The organism is Dysgonomonas mossii DSM 22836 (assembly GCF_000213575.1).
In the GTDB taxonomy this organism is placed as follows: Bacteria; Bacteroidota; Bacteroidia; order Bacteroidales; family Dysgonomonadaceae; genus Dysgonomonas; species Dysgonomonas mossii.
This window is the reverse complement of the sequence record NZ_GL892004.1, coordinates 249,377-267,960: the sequence shown is the minus strand read 5'-3', so window position 1 is coordinate 267,960 and position 18,584 is coordinate 249,377. Positions and strand designations below refer to the sequence as shown.

The following is an 18,584-nucleotide window of genomic DNA, read 5'->3' as shown; positions in this document are numbered from 1 at the left end:
AATTGATTTTGTTTTAAAAATGTATTAACAGTTATCAACAGTTTATCAACAATCTTTTTTGATAATTGAAATATGTAAATAAGAATAAGAAACAATTGATAAGAAATACTAATTTAAGTAGCATATTCACAGATAAATATATAATTTTGTTATTCATTAATATAATAATGTAAAAGATGAAAGGTTTTCTTAAGAGTTTATTAGCCTCTATAGTAGGCTGTTCCATCGTTATAGGTATATTTATTTTTATATTTATTCTTATAATAGCCGCTATGTCTTTTGGCTCATCTGATAAATATAATTTGAAAGATAATACTGTATTGACATTGAAACTTGAAGGTACTCTGTCTGAAAGAGTAGAACCAAATTCGTTTTTAGACTTGATAGGTCAAAATACGGATTTAGAAATAGGATTGGATGATATTCTTTCTTCTATAAAGAAAGCAAAGGAGAATGATAATATAAAGGGTATTTATATTAATGCCGGTGCATTTGCTGCTTCTAATGCTTCGTTGAAAGAAATACGCGATCAGTTAGCAGACTTTAAAGAAAGTGGAAAATTTATTATTGCTTACGCCGATGTTTATTCACAAGGATGCTATTACTTATCGTCAGTAGCAGACAAAGTAATAATGAACCCTCAGGGTAATCTCGATTTGCATGGACTTTCATCTTCACCTACTTTCTACAAAGGGCTACTTGATAAAATAGGTATAGAGATGCAGATTTTTAAAGTAGGTACATTCAAATCTGCGGTTGAGCCTTTTATGCTTGATAAAATGAGTGATGCAAATAGAGAGCAGGTTACAGCATATATAAACGATATATGGTCTACTATCACATCCGAAATATCAGACTCCAGAAAAATATCAGTAGATAAAATAAACCAACTGACAGATTCTTTGCAAACATTCAAACTAGCCAATGCTTCAGTTACCGATGGGCTTGTAGATACGTTGATGTATGAGACAGAAGTAAAAGAATATCTGAAAGATTTGCTCAAAGTAGAAAAAGTAAAAGATGTGAGAATGGCATCTATCAAGGATATGACTTCCGTATCATTTGTAAAAGAAAGTAATTCTAAAGATGTTATTGCTATACTTTATGCCGAAGGATCTATCAACAATGGATCCGGTAAAGATGGTATAACTGATAAGAGATATGTGAAGGAAATTGAAAAACTGAAAGATAACGATAAAGTAAAAGCTGTAGTTTTCCGTGTTAATTCGCCGGGAGGAAGTGCTTATGCTTCGGAACAAATATGGAAAGCCATTACCGACCTGAAAGCAAAGAAACCGGTGGTAGTATCTATGGGAGACTATGCGGCATCGGGAGGCTATTATATTGCATGTAATGCTTCTAAAATTATTGCTCAACCAAATACATTGACAGGTTCAATTGGTATTTTTGGTATGTTCCCAAATTTTGAGGGATTGACTAAAAAGGTAGGATTATCGTTTGATAATGTGAAAACAAATAAATTTGCTGATTTTGGTGACGCTACCCGTCCGATGAGACCTGAGGAAAAAGTAATATTGCAGCAGTATATTGAACATGGCTATGACCTGTTTTTAACTCGTTGTTCAGAAGGGCGTAATATTCCGAAAGATTCGCTGGATCATATTGCTCAGGGTAGGGTATGGACAGGCAATCAAGCCCTAAAGATAGGATTGGTAGATGCTCTTGGAAATATAGATACTGCGATACAAGAAGCAGCAAAACTTGCCAAACTTGATGATTATTCTTTGCAGGATTATCCTAAAAAAGTTGACTTTTTAGAAAGTTTATTATCCAACCAGAAAGAAGAATTTGCAACAAAGGCAATGAAAGAATACCTTGGTAAGGATTATGAATTATTCAAGACTATAAAAGAGATAAAGGAACAAGATTTTGTTCAAGCTCGCATGCCTTATGACATAAGCATAAGATAAATATTATAACTGTATAATGATAAAACAACAGCCCGTGCATATCAACAAATGGCTGCTACCATTTTCGTGGTTGTACGGGCTGATTGTATTTTTTAGAAATAAGTTTTTCGATTGGGGAATACTCAAGCAAGAAGAGTTTGATATCCCTGTTATCTGTATAGGAAATATCACTGTAGGAGGTACGGGAAAAACTCCGCATACCGAGTACGTTATCCGTTTGTTGAAGGATAAATATAGGGTAGGGGTACTAAGCAGGGGATATAAGCGCAGAACCAAAGGCTTTGTTCTTGCAGATGACAATACTACCAGTAAGGACATTGGGGACGAATCGTTCCAAATAAAAAACAAGTTTCCGGATGTTATCGTTGCTGTCGATGGAGACAGGCGTAGAGGTATAAAAAAGCTTTTATCGCTAAAAAACCCACCTCAAATAATCTTATTGGATGATGCCTTTCAGCACCGTTATGTAAAACCTTCTTTTACAATTATCCTGTCAGATTTTAATCGTCCTATATATGCAGATGCTTTGCTTCCTGCAGGACGTTTGCGGGAACCTTTTTCAAAGATAGATGATGCAAATATGATAATCGTAACTAAATGTCCTTTGGACTTGCAGCCTATCGATTATCGCATTATTTTGCATGATGTGAATCCTTTCCCATATCAGAGCCTCTATTTTACTACTTTCGATTATTTAGAATTAAAACCTGTATTTCGCAATAGTGGAGAAAACAGGTCGTTAGATTTTTTACGAAACAAAACTGTTTTATTGGCTACCGGTATAGCTTCGCCTAAAGTGATAATAAAAAAACTATCGGAGTATACCCGTAAGATAGAAACAATAACATATCCTGATCATTATAATTTTAAGACAAAGGATATTAAATATATTTCCGATAAGTTTAGAAATATAAGTTCAGACAAAAAAATAATTCTGGTGACAGAAAAAGATGCAAGCCGATTAGTTTTGAAAGATATAGATGAAGAAATAAGAAAACATCTGTATTATCTTCCTATCGAAGTTGCATTTATGGACAAGGGAGACGATTTTGAAGATAAAATATTAAAGCACGTAGAAGACAGTAGATTTAAACTTAACTAAACTGTTTTAAGAGTAAGAAATAAAATATGCTAGAAAAAATATACGAAACAGCATCGTTTATAAAAAATGTTGTGGGTACTGTACCCAATATAGCTATTATTTTGGGCACAGGTTTGGGAGAATTAGTACACGAAATAAGCGATAAGAAAGAAATACCATACGAGAAAATTCCTAATTTCCCACTTTCTACAGTAGAAGGGCATAGCGGAAAACTTATTTTTGGAGAGCTTGGAGGAAAGCCCGTATTGGCCATGCAAGGAAGGTTTCATTACTACGAAGGGTATACTATGCAAGAGGTAACATTCCCTATTCGTGTTTTTCAGGCATTGGGTATTCAGTACTTGTTTGTATCAAATGCAGCAGGAGGAATGAACGGAAGCTTCGATATAGGTGATATCATGCTTATCGATGATCATATAAATTTGTTTCCCGAACATCCACTAAGAGGTAAGAATTACAAAGAGCTTGGCACTCGCTTTCCGGATATGAGCGAAGCGTATAACAAAGAACTTCGCCTGATGGCTATGAATATTGCCAAAGAAAATAATATTAAGTTGCAGCACGGAGTTTATATAGGTACACAAGGCCCTACATTCGAAACTCCTGCCGAATATAATTGGTTTAAGATCATCGGTGGCGATGCCGTTGGCATGTCTACAGTGCCTGAAGTAATTGTTGCCAATCACGCAAAAATGAAAGTACTGGCATTTTCTATAATCACTGATATAGGTATTATTGGAAAGATTGTTGAGGTGACACACCAAGATGTGCAGGAAGCCGCTAAAATAGCACAGCCCAAGATGGCCTATATTATGCAGGAGGTGATAAAGAGACTGAATTAACAAATTGAAAATATTAGAAATATATAGGATGCAGATTTTCTGTATCCTTTTTTATTTATCTTTATAGATAGGTTTTATTCAAATCCATTTCTTATGAAAGCATACATTCTATCTATTATCATCTTATATTTTTGTGTTTCCACTGTATCTTACGCGCAGCAGCAAGTAACAATAAATCAGATAAATGCTGAAATATCGAAGGGAAACTTCGATAAATCGAAAAAAATGATAGACTTGTACATTGCTCAAAACAGTTTATCGTCAGAGGAAATTTATAATCTGAATTTTAAGAAAGAAGTACTGGATAGGATAGCGATAGATTTTTCGAAAAACAAATCTGATGTTGTTGAGTTCATTAAAAAATATTATCCTGATGTAAATGATAAGATGCTGTCCGAGTGGGAAAGTGAGAAATCTCTCGAATCGATGATTATCAATGGAGAAAAAAAGTATATGAGCAGAGCTGCTCCAAATCTATTCAGAATAAATAAACAAGCGATAAAACGCAAATTGGAAGTAGACGGAAACCAAAAAGATGAATTACAAAATGTACTGAAAACACATTTACCATTTGTTGTAGATGGTTTGAAAAATACAGGAAACACGCAAATGTCCCCTGTGAAAATGAAAGTAAAATATACTGTAACCCTTAAGCCGAATGTTCTTCCAGCCGGAGAAATGGTACGATGTTGGCTGCCTTATCCGCGTGAAGATAATCGTCGGCAGACAGACGTAAAGTTACTCTCTGTAAATGATGATAACTATGTTATATCCCCATCCGATTATGCTCAACGGACATTGTATATGCAAAAAGTAGCAGAAAAGGATAAACCGTTAACCTTTTCATTCGAATTTTCTTATGCTTCGGCGGCCGAATGGTTCAATATAAAACCTGAAAGTATAAGAGATTATGATACGAATTCAGATTTGTATAAAGAATATACATCGGAGAGGGAGGCTCATATAATTTTTACTGATCAGATAAAACGATTGTCTGATCGAATCATAGGGAATGAAAAGAATCCATACCTGAAAGCTAAGAAGATATTCGACTTCATCAGCGATAACTATCCTTGGGCAGGTGCTCGTGAATATTCTACAATACCCAATATACCTGAGTATGTGATTGAAAACCATCATGGCGACTGTGGGCAAGTATCCTTACTTTTCATTACTCTTGCCCGTTACAACGGTATTCCGGCAAAATGGCAAAGCGGATTTATGATGCATCCCAATGAGCTCAATTTACATGACTGGGCAGAGGTTTATTTTGAGGGTGTAGGGTGGGTGCCTGTCGACCAATCTTTTGGTAGACGAGACTTAGAAATGAGTAACGATATAAAATATTTCTATGCCAATGGTATCGATGCATACCGCTGGATTGTAAACGATGATTATTCACAACCTCTTTTCCCTGAAAAAATATATCCTCGAAGCGAAACTGTCGATTTTCAGCGAGGTGAACTCGAATGGCGGGGAGGAAATATTTATTTCAACCAATGGAGTTGGGATATTGATGTAGAATATTTGAACTAAGCTTTTTCCTTCTTGGTATTTGGTAAAAATGCTGCTACCAATCCGATTAGTGGCAAATAAGCACAAATATCATATACATGCTGTATGCTGGTTTCGTCGGCTATCTTTCCCAGTATGGCAGATGCTATACCGGCTATGCCAAATGCCAGTCCGAAAAATAAACCACCAATCAACCCTACTTTTCCGGGAACAAGTTCTTGTGCATATACCAGAATTGCCGAAAAGGCGGAAGAAAGTATAAATCCTATAAAGATGCTCAATACGCATGTCCATACAAGCCCTACATGGGGCATGATGAGAGCGAATGGAGCTGTACCCAATATCGATACCCAAATCACATATTTTCGTCCGATACGGTCTCCTATAGGACCACCTATAATTGTGCCAAGTGCCACAGCAAATAAGAATGCAAACAAAAATAGCTGTGCATCTTTTACCGAAACGCCAAATTTATCGATCAGATAAAACATGTAATAGCTGTTCAGGCTTGCCATATATACATATTTCGAAAATATGAGTATAAGCAGAATCGTGATGGCAAAGGCTACTTTACCCGAAGAATATATAGATTGTTTTTCTATCGGACTATCATCTTTTTTGGCAGGTTTCAGTCTATAAAGATTGCTCTTATACCATTTGCTTATAACAAGCATAATGCCAATACATACAAGAGCTATTAGCGACAACCACTTGATATTCTGTTGACCGTATGGCGTAATTATCCATAAGGCTAATAATGGGCCTACGGATGATCCGAAATTTCCCCCTACCTGAAAAATAGATTGTGCCAATCCTGTTTTTCCTCCCGAAGCCATATAGGCCAAGCGGGATGCTTCAGGATGGAAAATAGATGATCCAAGTCCTGTAAGAAATACGGCGATCAACACGTGAATAAAGCTTCCTGCAAATGAAAGAGAAAGTATACCGATCATCGAAAATGCCATTCCTATCGGCAAAGAATAGGGTTGAGGTCGTCTATCTGTGATAAGTCCTACTACAGGCTGGAATATGGACGAAGATAACTGAAAGACCAGTGTGATAAGCCCTATCTGGGTAAAGTTGAGCAATAGCGAATCTTTCAGTAAGGGATATACCGCCGAAATAATAGATTGCAGCATATCGTTCAACATATGGCATGCAGCCAACATCGAAAGTATAGCAAAAGCTGTTCCTGTTTGCGTTGTTGTTTTCATCAAAATGGAGTAAAAGTCTGCAAATGTAGACTTAAATATTGATATATAAAAAAGGGAGGTTTGTTTTACTGCCATTGTAGGATAGAATCACTATTTTTGTATTCAATTAATTTTTAGATAAATGAAAAGAACAGAAATTGCCAGTCTAGGAGAATTTGGTCTAATAGATCATCTGACAAAAAATATAGAACTAAAAAATTCAAGTTCAGAAAAAGGGGTAGGGGACGACGCTGCTGTTTTGTCGTATGGAAATAAGAAGACACTTGTAACAACCGATCTGCTGCTCGAAGGGATTCACTTCGATCTGATGTATGTTCCCCTGAAACACTTGGGATATAAATCGGCGATAGTCAATTTTTCAGACATCTATGCAATGAACGGGCAACCAAAACAAGTGACCGTATCGTTGGGTATTTCAAAGCGATTTTCTGTTGAAGATTTAGAATTATTTTATGATGGTCTTGCCCTTGCTTGTCAGGAATATGGCGTAGATCTTGTTGGTGGCGATACTTCGGCTTCGCTTACCGGCTTGGCTATCAGTATTACTTGCCTTGGCGAAGGAGAAGAAGGAAAAATTGTGTATCGTAACGGAGCAAAAGAAACAGATCTGGTTTGTGTTTCAGGAGATTTGGGTGCTGCATTTATGGGGCTTCAATTACTAGAACGCGAAAAGGCTGTATATGATGGGAAAAAAGATTTTCAGCCCGATTTTACAGGAAAAGAGTATCTTTTGGAACGACAATTGAAACCCGAAGCACGGAAAGATATTGTGAAATTTCTTGCTGAAGAAGGGGTTGTGCCGACTTCCATGATCGATATTTCAGACGGATTATCTTCCGAGCTGAAACATATCTGCAAACAAAGTAATGTAGGATGTCATATCTATGAAGAAAGACTCCCTATCGATTATCAGACAGCCATGATGGCCGAACAGTTCAATATGAATGTAACTACTGTGGCAATGAATGGGGGAGAGGATTATGAATTGTTGTTTACTGTTCCTCTGTTTATGCACGACAAAGTATCGAAGATAAAGGGAGTGCATGTGATCGGTCATATCACCAAAGATGGAAATGGCTTTATTCTTGAAACCCGAGATGGGGCAGAAATAGAAATAAAAGCGCAAGGCTGGGATTCGATAGGAGAGGAGTAAGCTCATAATTTTTGTAGGACGCAACAAATCATGCATGTTATGTTTCAATTGACATATGGAGCAGCAAAACATCTACGAATATGTGGAAGCTAAGATCTTGCCCACGAATTGAAATTTATGATATAATACAAATACCTCAGGTATTCATCTTCGAGTATCTGAGGCTTTTTATAAAAAGGAAAATACAAAAATATAAGCAACTATTTTGTATTTTTGTACCTCAAAATATATATTAACCACATAATATGGAAATTGCAAGTAAGTATAATCCTGCCGAAGTAGAGGATAAATGGTATAAATACTGGTTAGAGAATAAGTTCTTTCATTCAGAACCTGATAGTCGCGAACCTTATACAATCGTCATTCCTCCACCAAACGTCACAGGTGTCCTTCATATGGGACATATGCTGAATAATACGATACAGGATATACTTGTACGCCGTGCCCGTATGATGGGTAAGAATGCGTGTTGGGTACCGGGAACAGACCATGCATCTATCGCCACAGAAGCAAAGGTAGTGGGTAAACTTGCTGCCGAAGGAATAAGCAAAAACGACCTGAGCCGTGAAGCATTCCTTGAACATGCTTGGGAGTGGACTCACAAGCACGGAGGTATTATTCTCGAGCAGTTGAAAAAACTAGGCGCCTCATGTGACTGGGATCGCACCTGCTTCACGATGGATGAGAAACGCTCCGAAAGCGTACTGAAAGTTTTTGTAGACCTCTATAACAAAGGGCTTATCTATCGTGGAATACGAATGGTAAACTGGGATCCGTCAGCTAAAACTGCTGTTTCGGATGAGGAAGTTATACATCACGAAGTAAATGGTAAATTATATTATTTAAGATATAAAGTGGAAGGTGAAGATGGCTATGCGGTAATAGCTACCACCCGTCCCGAAACAATTTTTGGAGATATTGCGGTATGTATCAATCCGAATGATCCGAAGACTGCACACATGAAAGGCAAGAAAGTGATCGTGCCGATTGCTAATCGTGTAGTACCTATTATCGAAGACGAATATGTGGATATGGAATTCGGTACAGGATTCTTGAAAGTAACACCTGCCCATGATGTAAATGACTATATGCTGGGCGAAAAATATAATCTTGAAGTTATTGATATCTTCAACGATAATGGAACGTTAAACTCTCATGGACTTCAATACGAAGGGATGGATCGTTTCGATGTGCGTAAGAAAATCGAAAAAGACCTTGAAGAATTAGGCTTGATGGAAAAAACAGAGGCTTATACAAATAGTGTGGGTTATTCTGAACGTACGAATGTACCTATCGAACCAAAACTTTCTATGCAATGGTTCCTCAAGATGGAAGATCTGGCAAAGCCGGCTTTGGAGGCTGTGGAAAATGATACAATCAAATTTCATCCTGCGAAGTTTAAGAATACTTACCGTCACTGGATGGAAAATATAAAGGACTGGAATATCAGCCGCCAGTTGTGGTGGGGACATCAGATTCCGGCTTACTATCTGCCCGAAGGTGGCTTTGTAGTAGGAGAGACCCCTGAGAAAGCATTGGCAGAGGCTCAAAAGCAAAATCCAAACCTCAAGATGGAAGATCTACGTCAGGATGAGGATTGTCTCGACACATGGTTCTCGTCATGGTTGTGGCCTATTTCGGTATTCGATGGTATAAATAATCCGGACAATAAGGATATTAAATATTATTACCCAACGAATGATCTTGTTACCGGCCCGGATATTATTTTCTTCTGGGTGGCACGTATGATTATGTCAGGATATGAGTATCGTGGCGAAGCATGCTTTAACAATGTATACTTTACAGGTATCGTTCGCGACAAATTGGGACGCAAGATGTCTAAACAACTTGGCAACTCACCCGATCCTATCGAACTGATGGAAAAGTACGGAGCCGACGGTGTTCGTATGGGCTTGTTACTTACAGCTCCGGCGGGTAACGACTTGCCTTTTGACGAAAGTCTTTGCGAACAGGGACGTAATTTCAATAACAAAATATGGAATGCTTTCCGCCTGGTAAAAGGGTGGGAGGTAAGCGACTCTATCGAACAGCCTGAGTCGTCGAGAATAGCAATAGAATGGTTCCAGAATGTATTGGCTAAGACAGCTTCGGAGCTTGACGATTTGTTTGGAAAATATCGCCTTTCTGAGGCTTTAATGTCTCTCTATAAGCTTTTCTGGGATGAGTTCTCTTCTTGGTATCTTGAGATGGCAAAACCGGCTTATCAGCAACCTATCGATAAGAAGACTTATGAAGCAACATTAGGTTTCTTCGATTCCCTGCTTCGTTTGCTTCACCCATTTATGCCGTTTATTACAGAGGAACTATGGCAGGCTCTTGCCCAACGTAAAGAGGGTGAGAGTATCATGGTATCTGAAATGCCGAAAGAGGTTTCTTTCAGTAATGATCTGATTGATACTTTCGAAAAAGTAAAAGACGTAATTGCAGGTGTGCGTACGATTCGTTTGCAAAAGAATATTCCGAATAAAGAAGAATTATCATTGGATGTAATAGGACAATATAATACAGATTTCGATACCGTGATCTCTAAGATGGGTAACCTTACTTCGATCAATATTGTTGCCGAAAAAGATCCTACTTCGGTTTCTTTCCTTGTTGGCACTACAGAGTTTTCTGTTCCACTTGGAAATAATATAGATATAGAAGCCGAATTGAAAAGACTGAATGACGAGCTTAAGTATCTCGAAGGCTTCTTAAAATCAGTTGCGGCGAAATTAAGCAACGAAAAGTTTGTAGCCAATGCTAAGCCCGAAATTGTAGACAACGAGCGTAAAAAGCAAGCTGATGCCGAAAGCAAGATAAAGACGATTAAGGAAAGTATTGCAAATCTAAACAAATGATATTAAGTAGGAGAGGAGCTATGTTCAGATAGCTCCTTTTTACACAGAATATAGTTTCAAATAAAATTATTCAAACTTAAACGAATGATAAAGATTCTCTACCTCTTATACCAATGGATCATATTTGTTCCGCTATTAATATTAGCTACCATTTGGTGTACCCTTACTATTATTATCGGATCTACCTTAGGAAACAATAAGTTTTGGGGATACTATCCCGGAGTGATATGGGGGCGTTTTGTTTGTATGGCTGCTCTGTTGAAGATCAAAGTGAATAGAAATTCAAAATTGGATAAAAACCAATCGTATGTCTTTGTAGCCAATCATCAGGGAGCATTCGATATATTTCTTATATATGGTTATCTCGATCACAACTTTAAGTGGTTGATGAAACAGGCTCTCAAAAAAATGCCATTAGTAGGTTTTGCGTCAGCTAAAGCAGGACATGTTTTTGTAGATTCTACTACAAGGAAAGGCATTGTAGATACAATGAGAAATACGAAGAATACTCTGAAAGACGGAATGTCTACCGTGGTTTTCCCCGAAGGGCATCGCTCACCGGACGGACGGATGGCAGAATTTAAGAAAGGGGCTTTTCAGACAGCAGTGAGCTTGAAATTACCGATTGTACCTCTTACGATTGATGGGGCATATAAAGTTTTGCCAACACACTCTTGGAAAATGAGTCCGGCAAAGATAAAATTGACATTTCATGACCCTATAGAAACTAAGGATCTTAAAGCGGATGATATTGCAGAATTGATGGATAAAGTGTATTCAACTATTCAATCTGCTTTGCCTGAGGAGAACAAATAAAGGTTACTTATACTTGTCTATGAGAAAGAGGCTATCCTAAAAGTAACGTTTAGCTAATGCTGTTTTACTCGTTGGATAACCTCTTTACTGGTCTATATAAATTATTTGTGTAAGAATTATCAATCTATATTCGAAGGGCCTTTTGGAGCCTGATCGATAAGTTCCATAAATTGATTCAGTTCTGGAGTGATAATTATCTGAGTCCTGCGGTTGAGAGCTTTTCCCTCGGCAGTGCTGTTTGTTGCTATCGGATTATATTCTCCACGTCCTGCTGCTGTCAGACGTTTAGGATCGACACCATAATTGTTTTGAAGTGCCTGAACCACAGAAGAAGCACGCAAAGCACTCAAGTCCCAGTTGTTACGGATATTAGGACGCGAAATAGGGTCTGTATCGGTATTTCCTTCCACCAACACGCTATAATCCTTATAATCCATAATGATTTTAGCGATCTTGCTAAGAATTTCTCCCGCCTTGGTGCTTATCTCGTAACCACCCGAACGGTATAGCATTCTGTCATCCAAAGAAATATATACAACGCCTTTCAATACCTTGATATCCAAATCCTGCATTTCGTCGCGTGTAAGCGAACGTGTGAGGTTATTTATCATTACGATATTCAAAGAGTCGGATCGGTTTTTGGCCTGTACCAAATGCTGTATAAAGCGGTTAGACGAATTGATCTCATCTACCAACTTCGTGATGTTTACATTGCCTTGCGTGTTTTGCAAAAGGCTCTTGTTCAACAAACCTTGCATCTCGGCATAGGCAGCACGCAAATCTTCATTGTTTTTTCGGGCTTCTGCCAATCGTTCTTCAAGGCTTGCTACCCGGGTACGGCTTTCTGCTAATTGCAGTTGGCTTTCCTGATAATTTCTTTGTAAATCTTTCTGTTCTGTTTGCAGGCGATTATAGTCCGTTTCTAAATTCGTAAACTGCTTTTTACTAACGCAACTAGTAAAAATAATGCTCGCAGTTAATACCAGCAAGGAAAAAGAATACTTCATAGCTAGTCTGATTTTAATTATGTTTATAACTCATATCTAAACAATGAGCCTCGCCATTTGGTTGTTAAAAAAAAGATTTATTAAGAGATGATTTGTTAGAAGCCCAACTTTTAGCGTAAAATGATAAGACGTCAGATTATTTAACTATTAACAAAAATATAGTGTTGGAGTACCCTTTTATTTTTCAAGGGGTATTTTTTATGGATGTGGAGGGATGTTTTTGTAGGAGGGGGAGAGGGGTTATGAAGTATGGGGCAATTAGATAAAAAAGCCCTGCCAAAATGTATTATGGCACGATAATTGATGTTAAGTTTATGGTAATTAATTGTTTAACCTATAAAAAAAGAAAACTATGGGAATCAAACCAGGACCTAAAAGAATTGCTAAGACCACAGGAGAGCCAGACAGACGTCAGAGGGATAATAAGAATACTCCAGGCAATACCCCTTCTCTTAAACCTCATAAACATAAAAAAGGGGATTAAATAAAAAGAGCTTTTAATCAGCTGATTAAAAGCTCTTTTTGTGCTGATGAAAGGATTCTATTCACCTTATAAATTCTCTAAAAGAAGCAAGCAGAACTTTGGTAGTTAGTTTTGGCGTAAAAAAGAAAATAAATTTCAATATAAGATTTATAATTTTATTCTGAAGTTTTCATTATTTTACCTGAATAAGTACCAAATTTTTTCTTTGTAACCATCCCTTCTTTGTAATATTCACATAATAATCTTATTGCAAGTTCAATGTCAGCCTTATCTTCAATGACAATTTTACCGTCATCCGTTTTAAGCTTACTCCCAAATAGACGAGCTGTTTTTTCCATCCTTTTTATATCTGACTGTTTTAACCCTTGGTAAGTCTCAAGTTTTTGTATTTTTATCAGCTTCTTATGTATTGATGGAGATTCCTCTATTTCTTTTCTTATAAAATCGAGCCCTTTAAACATATTAGTTTCAGCCATTTTGTCAATTGTTTCTTCTGCTTGCTGTTTAAAATCTTCTTCAAGACCTACCATCCTTTCAAACTCCCTCTTCTTTAAGATGTAGAATGTGTCTACTTTATAGATACAATCTATTTGTTTGTCTAATGTAATTGTTTCGCCATGTAAAAATTGCAATTTATTGCTTTTATTATTAAAGAATACTCTTATGAATTTTTGCTTTATGGTTTTATTATCTGCATCTTTTTCGTCAATTACAAGTTTAGTATTTGCAATCTTTCTAAAAGTATATATCCAGTCTTCTGGTTTAGCAATATCGGGTAAATATCCTACGCAATAAGCCCAAAGTGACCCTATTTCAATTAGTTCGCTAAGGTTTTGTAGCTGAGGTATTGAAGATCTATCTGGTAATTGATCATTTACAACAGATACAAATGACATTGTTTTATTGATCATTTGGTATGTATATAGTTGATCCGTACTGTCTGATATAATATCATATTCAACAATATCAAACTTTTTCTTTATAGCGTACTCTATTTGCTCTAAGCTTAAAGAATACAAGTAACTCCTGATTTCATCATCTATATTTACCTGAAAGACTTTATAATCATACTTTTCTAAGACTCTGTCTCTACTTCTTACGTTCGGTTTTAGTGTACGATTTATGAAAAAAAGGCATAGATTTTTTTTGTCCGAATCTTTAATGTCATTTAATAATTCTTGCAACATGGTGTATCAGATTTTTTTTGAATAATAAATTTTATGGCCTATTGATAATAATTTTATTACATTTCCTTCTAATAAATATTTGTCTTTTGATAAAACAATTGCAGATTTTGAAGCTCCGTTTTGCATAAATGTAACTTCATATATTCCATATTTTAGACCTAAAATTGGATTTACAATCAGTAATGGAGAATTGATATATATAGCAAATATAATTGCAATAAGTAAGAACATTATTAGAAAATCGAGCGGTTCATTAGCATCATATACAAATGGAATAATGTATGTGGCAATGTAACTAATTATCTCAGAACTTTTATTATTCACATTATTAACTCTAACTAAAAAACCATTATCGATTGAGGCTTCTAAATTCATTAATGTTAGCTTTACTATTAGAAAACTGAGTAAAATTATAAGAGTAGCACCTGTAACTAAACCAAACTTCGAAAGAAACGTTTGGAAAGAGTACCAATTAAATCCGCCCCAATATAAAAAGTCTGAATTTTTTGCAATAACTTTTATAATAATAATAAGGAATAATGGGGTATATGATGTTATAAACAAACCAATTTGCGGAATGATTCTCAAATTGTTAATATCTTTTGAATTTTCACTAGCCATAGATTATGTTCATTTAACTATTGTAAAGATAAGTAAACATTTTTAATGGTTTCATCTGATTATATGTATTTTATATCATATTTTTTTGATAATTATCTTTTAATAATTTCCTATTCTTTATTTCCATTATCATTTCTTCCTTTTCGAACAATACATAGACTATGAAGTAGAAAATTTTGCCCACGAAATAGAAACACAAGCTAAGATTGAAAATAAGAAACGAAATAGAGCGCTATAAGATAATATATTACCTTTGTGGGATGAATACAGAAAATCAACATATAGACATATTATCCAATCTGGGGATTGGCAATCTGAATAAAATGCAGTTTGCAGCTCAAAAGGCGATAATCGATAGTCAAAACACATTGCTATTATCTCCTACAGGTTCGGGCAAAACGCTTGCTTTCTTACTGCCTATCTTCCGATTGCTGAAAGAGGATATAAAGAAAGTACAATGCCTTGTAATTGTTCCATCAAGGGAGTTGGCTCTTCAGATAGAGCAAGTTTGGAAAAAGATGGGTACACAATTCAAAGTAAATGTTTGTTATGGCGGGCACTCTATTGATACCGAGTTGAAAAACCTAAGCAATCCTCCCGCTTTACTTATTGGTACTCCGGGCAGGTTGACCGACCACCTGGAACGGAAATCTTTTGATACAGATTCTATTCGTATTCTGGTTCTCGATGAATTTGATAAATCGTTACAATTAGGTTTTCAGGAGGAAATGGATACCATCATTAGCCAACTGCCCAACCTGCAAAAAAGGGTTCTTCTCTCGGCTACTTCCGATGTGGAAATTCCTGAATTTGTAGGAATGCAAAAGCCGGTAGTTCTTGATTATATACAAGAAGAAAAAAGCGATAACCTTTCAATTAAACTCGTTTTATCTCCCGAAAAAGACAAGATAGAATCTTTATTCCACTTAATATGTTCATTTAATTCTGAGCCGGCACTTATTTTCTGCAATCATAGAGAAGTTACGGAGCGTATTAGTGATTTGTTGAACAAGAAAGGGGTACAAACAGGATATTATCATGGAGGTATGGATCAGGATGACAGGGAAAGAATCTTAATCCAATTTAGAAATGGCAGTCTGAATTATTTGATTACCACCGATCTGGCAGCCAGAGGATTGGATATTCCCGAAATGAAACATGTGATACATTATCATCTTCCGGCTAAAGAGAGCGAATTTGTTCATCGTAACGGGCGCACAGCTCGTATGCATGCTTCAGGAACCTCGTATATCATACAATTCAAAGACGAAAAAATGCCCGATTATATCTCCGATACTTTGGATATTCTGAAAGTTGCGGCGGGGAAAAATTTGCCAAACCGCCCTGAATATCAGACTGTATATATTAGTGGAGGTAAGAAGAATAAACTAAATAAGAGTGATATTGTCGGCTTCTTCTTGCAAAAAGGGAAGTTAGATAAATCAGACTTGGGATTGATTGACGTTAAAGACTTTATCTCTTTTGTTGCAGTGCGAACATCTGCCGTAAAAACTCTTTTGGGTAATATCAGAGATGAGAAGATGAAGGGTAAGAAATATAAGATAGAAGTGGCAAGAAACGTTATCAAGAAGACTGATTGATTTTCACCCATTAGAAAGAATAAATAAAAAAGCGGCAAATTAAAGATTTCTTTGGTTTGTCGCTTTTTGTGTGATATGGTGTGGGTGGTATTGGATTATTATATAGGTTTTTGGGGAGGTTGATATTTTCGTACCGATTTTTTGAAGATTTGGATTTGATTTATGAGTTAAGAGAGTGGATAGTGAAGCTATGAATATTAGTTATTTGAATATGTTTGATTATCTTAGATGTACTAAAATGAATAAATAAAAACTTTATGTTAGAACCTGATAGATTAGTTATAAATTTCATTAAACAACTTGAGGACGAAAAAAATGTCTATAAGTTGGCAACAACAATCCCTAATTTGTTTATTGACTCATCTTTTAGTATACAAGATAATGGTAACTACTTGTTAAGGTTTGAATTACAAGAACAAGACAAATCTAAAGGTCTTGATATCGATTATTTTTTCACACGACCATTTATTCTTTTATCTCGAGGACAAAAGATATCAGTTCAAAATTACGATATCGTTAAAGCTAAACATCATAATGGTAAATATCCTCAAAAATTTGCTGTAGAATGTAAAGCATTTAAAGGAGATGTTGATACTAAAGACTCTTTATGGATACAATCAAAGCAAACTGCCTATGTGAAATTTGACAAAGATAAGTTTGAGCCGTATAAATTGGGGGTTCTTTTCGATTTAACCACAAATCAAAAAGATAATGGGTCTTATAATGCGATTAATCTTAAGGTAGATGGTGTGGACTTAGTATTTTATTATGTATTGATTGATAGTAAAAATGGATATTATATATTTAAGCCTAATGGTGTAATTGATTATGCTAAATTTAGAAAGATAATTGATGCTATAATGGTAGCTTTCGGTTTATTAAGTGGATATTATATGGCTGAAACTATATATTTTGTTGCACAAAAGTCAAAGGGTGTTGAAAGCCTTACTTATCGTTATGAGAATGTTAATAAAGTAATCAATTCAGGCTCACCAATTATAAGCACAGGAATATATGAAAATATACCTAACGAAAAGCTACAACTAACAAGTTTTCAGTTTAATAATTTGGTTAAATTATTATATAAGCATGAAGAATATAAGAGGTCTGCATTTTTGCTAATTGAGGCAGGGAATATTAATGGATTGTCAAAAGCGACATTAGGAGCAGTTGCATTAGAAACAATCACAGGTACTATCGGCGATAAACTTGCATCAAAAGTTATTATTGAAGATAAAGATACTATAAATTCAATTAGATATAAGTTGAAGAAAACCCTAAAAGAATTTTCATCTCAAATAAAACAGCAACAGCACGATAAGTTAAAAATAAAGTTGGAAAACATCAATAATATTCCTAATGCAGATAAACTTTCAGAAGCATTTAAGCTTATTGGTATAAATTTAGATGAAGAAGAACTATATTGTATTAAGTGTCGAAATCTATTTTTGCATGGGAGATTACCCAAGCCTCCAAGAGACATGAATCTGTCAAATCTTTCAGAAAATGAATTGTTAGATGTTGTCTCAAATAGGTTAGTCATGTTAAGTGCGATGCTATTATTAAAATTAGCAAATTATGGAGGATATGTAATTGACAAGGGGTTGACTCAAGTTATTAAATGGAGAATGGTAAGAAGTTGTGAGCCTGTTAAAAATGGTAATTTTTTTAGATATATTGATAGGGCAAATGATAATGATTAATTTATCAGCGTGCAAAAATTGCACGCTGGTACGTTTAAAAATATTTTCAGTAACTATTTACAAAAGCAAAAGCCCGGCAGATTTCTCTGTCAGGCTCTCTGTGCGGATGAAGGGACTCGAACCCCCACGCCTCTCGGCACCAGATCCTAAGTCTGGCGCGGCTACCAATTACGCCACATCCGCGGCTAATTTGCGTTAGCGGGTACAAAGATATAATAAAATGTGTTTCATCCAACACTTAATCATAAAAAAATAAGGGCATTTAAACTAATATTTTAATTTAGATGCTCTTATCCCGTAAATAAATTCTTATAAATTAGCCTTTAAAGCCAATTTTAGCATGTGTACCGTCACAATACGGTTTGTTTTGCGATCCGCCACAACGGCAAAGATGCGGTTTGTCTTTAATCACTGAGGTTCCGTCTGCTAAAATTAGTTCTACAGTTCCTTCCACCAATAGCGGCGCATTAGGAATCACTTTGATTTTCAATAATGTTTCATCCTTTTCCATAATAGATGATAGTTTTAAAAACGTTGATATCAATAT

General features: G+C 35.8%; 15 protein-coding genes and 1 tRNA gene. 10 read left to right on the top strand and 6 right to left on the bottom strand.

Annotation, left to right across the window (positions count from 1 at the left end; genetic code table 11):
• Nucleotides 1-176 precede the first annotated feature (176 nt).
• From sppA to HMPREF9456_RS01055, 4 genes are all read left to right on the top strand, one after another.
• Nucleotides 177-1,931, top strand: coding sequence for a signal peptide peptidase SppA (sppA, locus tag HMPREF9456_RS01070; protein ID WP_006841590.1), 1,755 nt, complete (start codon nucleotides 177-179; stop codon nucleotides 1,929-1,931).
• 16 nt (nucleotides 1,932-1,947) lie between these two features.
• Entirely contained in the window at nucleotides 1,948-3,033 is a 1,086-nt protein-coding gene (gene lpxK / locus HMPREF9456_RS01065) for a tetraacyldisaccharide 4'-kinase (RefSeq protein WP_006841589.1), read from the top strand.
• 26 nt (nucleotides 3,034-3,059) lie between these two features.
• On the top strand, nucleotides 3,060-3,875 hold the full coding sequence (locus tag HMPREF9456_RS01060) for a purine-nucleoside phosphorylase (RefSeq protein ID WP_006841588.1): 816 nt from the start codon (nucleotides 3,060-3,062) through the stop codon (nucleotides 3,873-3,875).
• A gap of 93 nt (nucleotides 3,876-3,968) precedes the next feature.
• On the top strand, nucleotides 3,969-5,411 hold the full coding sequence (locus HMPREF9456_RS01055) for a transglutaminase-like domain-containing protein (protein ID WP_006841587.1): 1,443 nt from the start codon (nucleotides 3,969-3,971) through the stop codon (nucleotides 5,409-5,411).
• Here the strand turns inward: HMPREF9456_RS01055 and HMPREF9456_RS01050 are convergent.
• Entirely contained in the window at nucleotides 5,408-6,604 is a 1,197-nt protein-coding gene (locus HMPREF9456_RS01050) for an MFS transporter (RefSeq protein WP_018074708.1), read from the bottom strand. The genes HMPREF9456_RS01055 and HMPREF9456_RS01050 overlap by 4 nt on opposite strands.
• A 121-nt stretch (nucleotides 6,605-6,725) precedes the next feature.
• Here HMPREF9456_RS01050 and thiL point away from each other — a divergent pair, with 121 nt between their 5' ends.
• From thiL to HMPREF9456_RS01035, 3 genes are all read left to right on the top strand, one after another.
• On the top strand, nucleotides 6,726-7,757 hold the full coding sequence (gene thiL, locus HMPREF9456_RS01045; protein ID WP_006841585.1) for a thiamine-phosphate kinase: 1,032 nt from the start codon (nucleotides 6,726-6,728) through the stop codon (nucleotides 7,755-7,757).
• Between the two features lie 245 nt (nucleotides 7,758-8,002).
• Nucleotides 8,003-10,618: a valine--tRNA ligase gene (locus tag HMPREF9456_RS01040; protein WP_006841584.1), complete on the top strand. Its 2,616-nt coding sequence runs from the start codon at nucleotides 8,003-8,005 to the stop codon at nucleotides 10,616-10,618.
• Nucleotides 10,619-10,702: 84 nt separating this feature from the next.
• Nucleotides 10,703-11,434 (top strand): lysophospholipid acyltransferase family protein, encoded by a 732-nt coding sequence (locus HMPREF9456_RS01035; protein ID WP_006841583.1) that lies wholly within the window; start codon nucleotides 10,703-10,705, stop codon nucleotides 11,432-11,434.
• 119 nt (nucleotides 11,435-11,553) lie between these two features.
• On the opposite strand, the gene HMPREF9456_RS01030 is transcribed toward HMPREF9456_RS01035, so the two are convergent.
• The gene (locus HMPREF9456_RS01030; RefSeq protein WP_006841582.1) at nucleotides 11,554-12,441 is read right to left on the bottom strand and encodes an OmpA family protein; all 888 of its coding nucleotides are present in this window, start codon (nucleotides 12,439-12,441) and stop codon (nucleotides 11,554-11,556) included.
• Between the two features lie 352 nt (nucleotides 12,442-12,793).
• On the opposite strand from HMPREF9456_RS01030, the gene HMPREF9456_RS17600 reads away from it, so the two are divergent.
• Nucleotides 12,794-12,925 carry a hypothetical protein gene (locus HMPREF9456_RS17600; protein ID WP_006841581.1) on the top strand — a complete coding sequence of 44 codons (132 nt, stop codon included), beginning with the start codon at nucleotides 12,794-12,796 and terminating at the stop codon, nucleotides 12,923-12,925.
• Between the two features lie 155 nt (nucleotides 12,926-13,080).
• On the opposite strand, the gene HMPREF9456_RS01025 is transcribed toward HMPREF9456_RS17600, so the two are convergent.
• Together HMPREF9456_RS01025 and HMPREF9456_RS01020 are read right to left on the bottom strand one after the other, a co-directional pair.
• Nucleotides 13,081-14,112: a Kiwa anti-phage protein KwaB-like domain-containing protein gene (locus HMPREF9456_RS01025; protein ID WP_006841580.1), complete on the bottom strand. Its 1,032-nt coding sequence runs from the start codon at nucleotides 14,110-14,112 to the stop codon at nucleotides 13,081-13,083.
• Nucleotides 14,113-14,118: 6 nt separating this feature from the next.
• Nucleotides 14,119-14,733 (bottom strand): hypothetical protein, encoded by a 615-nt coding sequence (locus HMPREF9456_RS01020; RefSeq protein ID WP_006841579.1) that lies wholly within the window; start codon nucleotides 14,731-14,733, stop codon nucleotides 14,119-14,121.
• 260 nt (nucleotides 14,734-14,993) lie between these two features.
• On the opposite strand from HMPREF9456_RS01020, the gene HMPREF9456_RS01015 reads away from it, so the two are divergent.
• Both HMPREF9456_RS01015 and HMPREF9456_RS01010 read left to right on the top strand, forming a co-directional pair.
• Entirely contained in the window at nucleotides 14,994-16,334 is a 1,341-nt protein-coding gene (locus HMPREF9456_RS01015; RefSeq protein WP_006841578.1) for a DEAD/DEAH box helicase, read from the top strand.
• 257 nt (nucleotides 16,335-16,591) lie between these two features.
• Entirely contained in the window at nucleotides 16,592-18,037 is a 1,446-nt protein-coding gene (locus HMPREF9456_RS01010; RefSeq protein ID WP_006841577.1) for a hypothetical protein, read from the top strand.
• A 101-nt stretch (nucleotides 18,038-18,138) separates the two neighbouring features.
• On the opposite strand, the gene HMPREF9456_RS01005 is transcribed toward HMPREF9456_RS01010, so the two are convergent.
• Both HMPREF9456_RS01005 and HMPREF9456_RS01000 read right to left on the bottom strand, forming a co-directional pair.
• Nucleotides 18,139-18,220: transfer RNA gene (locus HMPREF9456_RS01005), tRNA-Leu, on the bottom strand.
• 133 nt (nucleotides 18,221-18,353) lie between these two features.
• The gene (locus HMPREF9456_RS01000) at nucleotides 18,354-18,548 is read right to left on the bottom strand and encodes a CDGSH iron-sulfur domain-containing protein (RefSeq protein ID WP_006841576.1); all 195 of its coding nucleotides are present in this window, start codon (nucleotides 18,546-18,548) and stop codon (nucleotides 18,354-18,356) included.
• Between the last annotated feature and the right edge of the window lie 36 nt (nucleotides 18,549-18,584).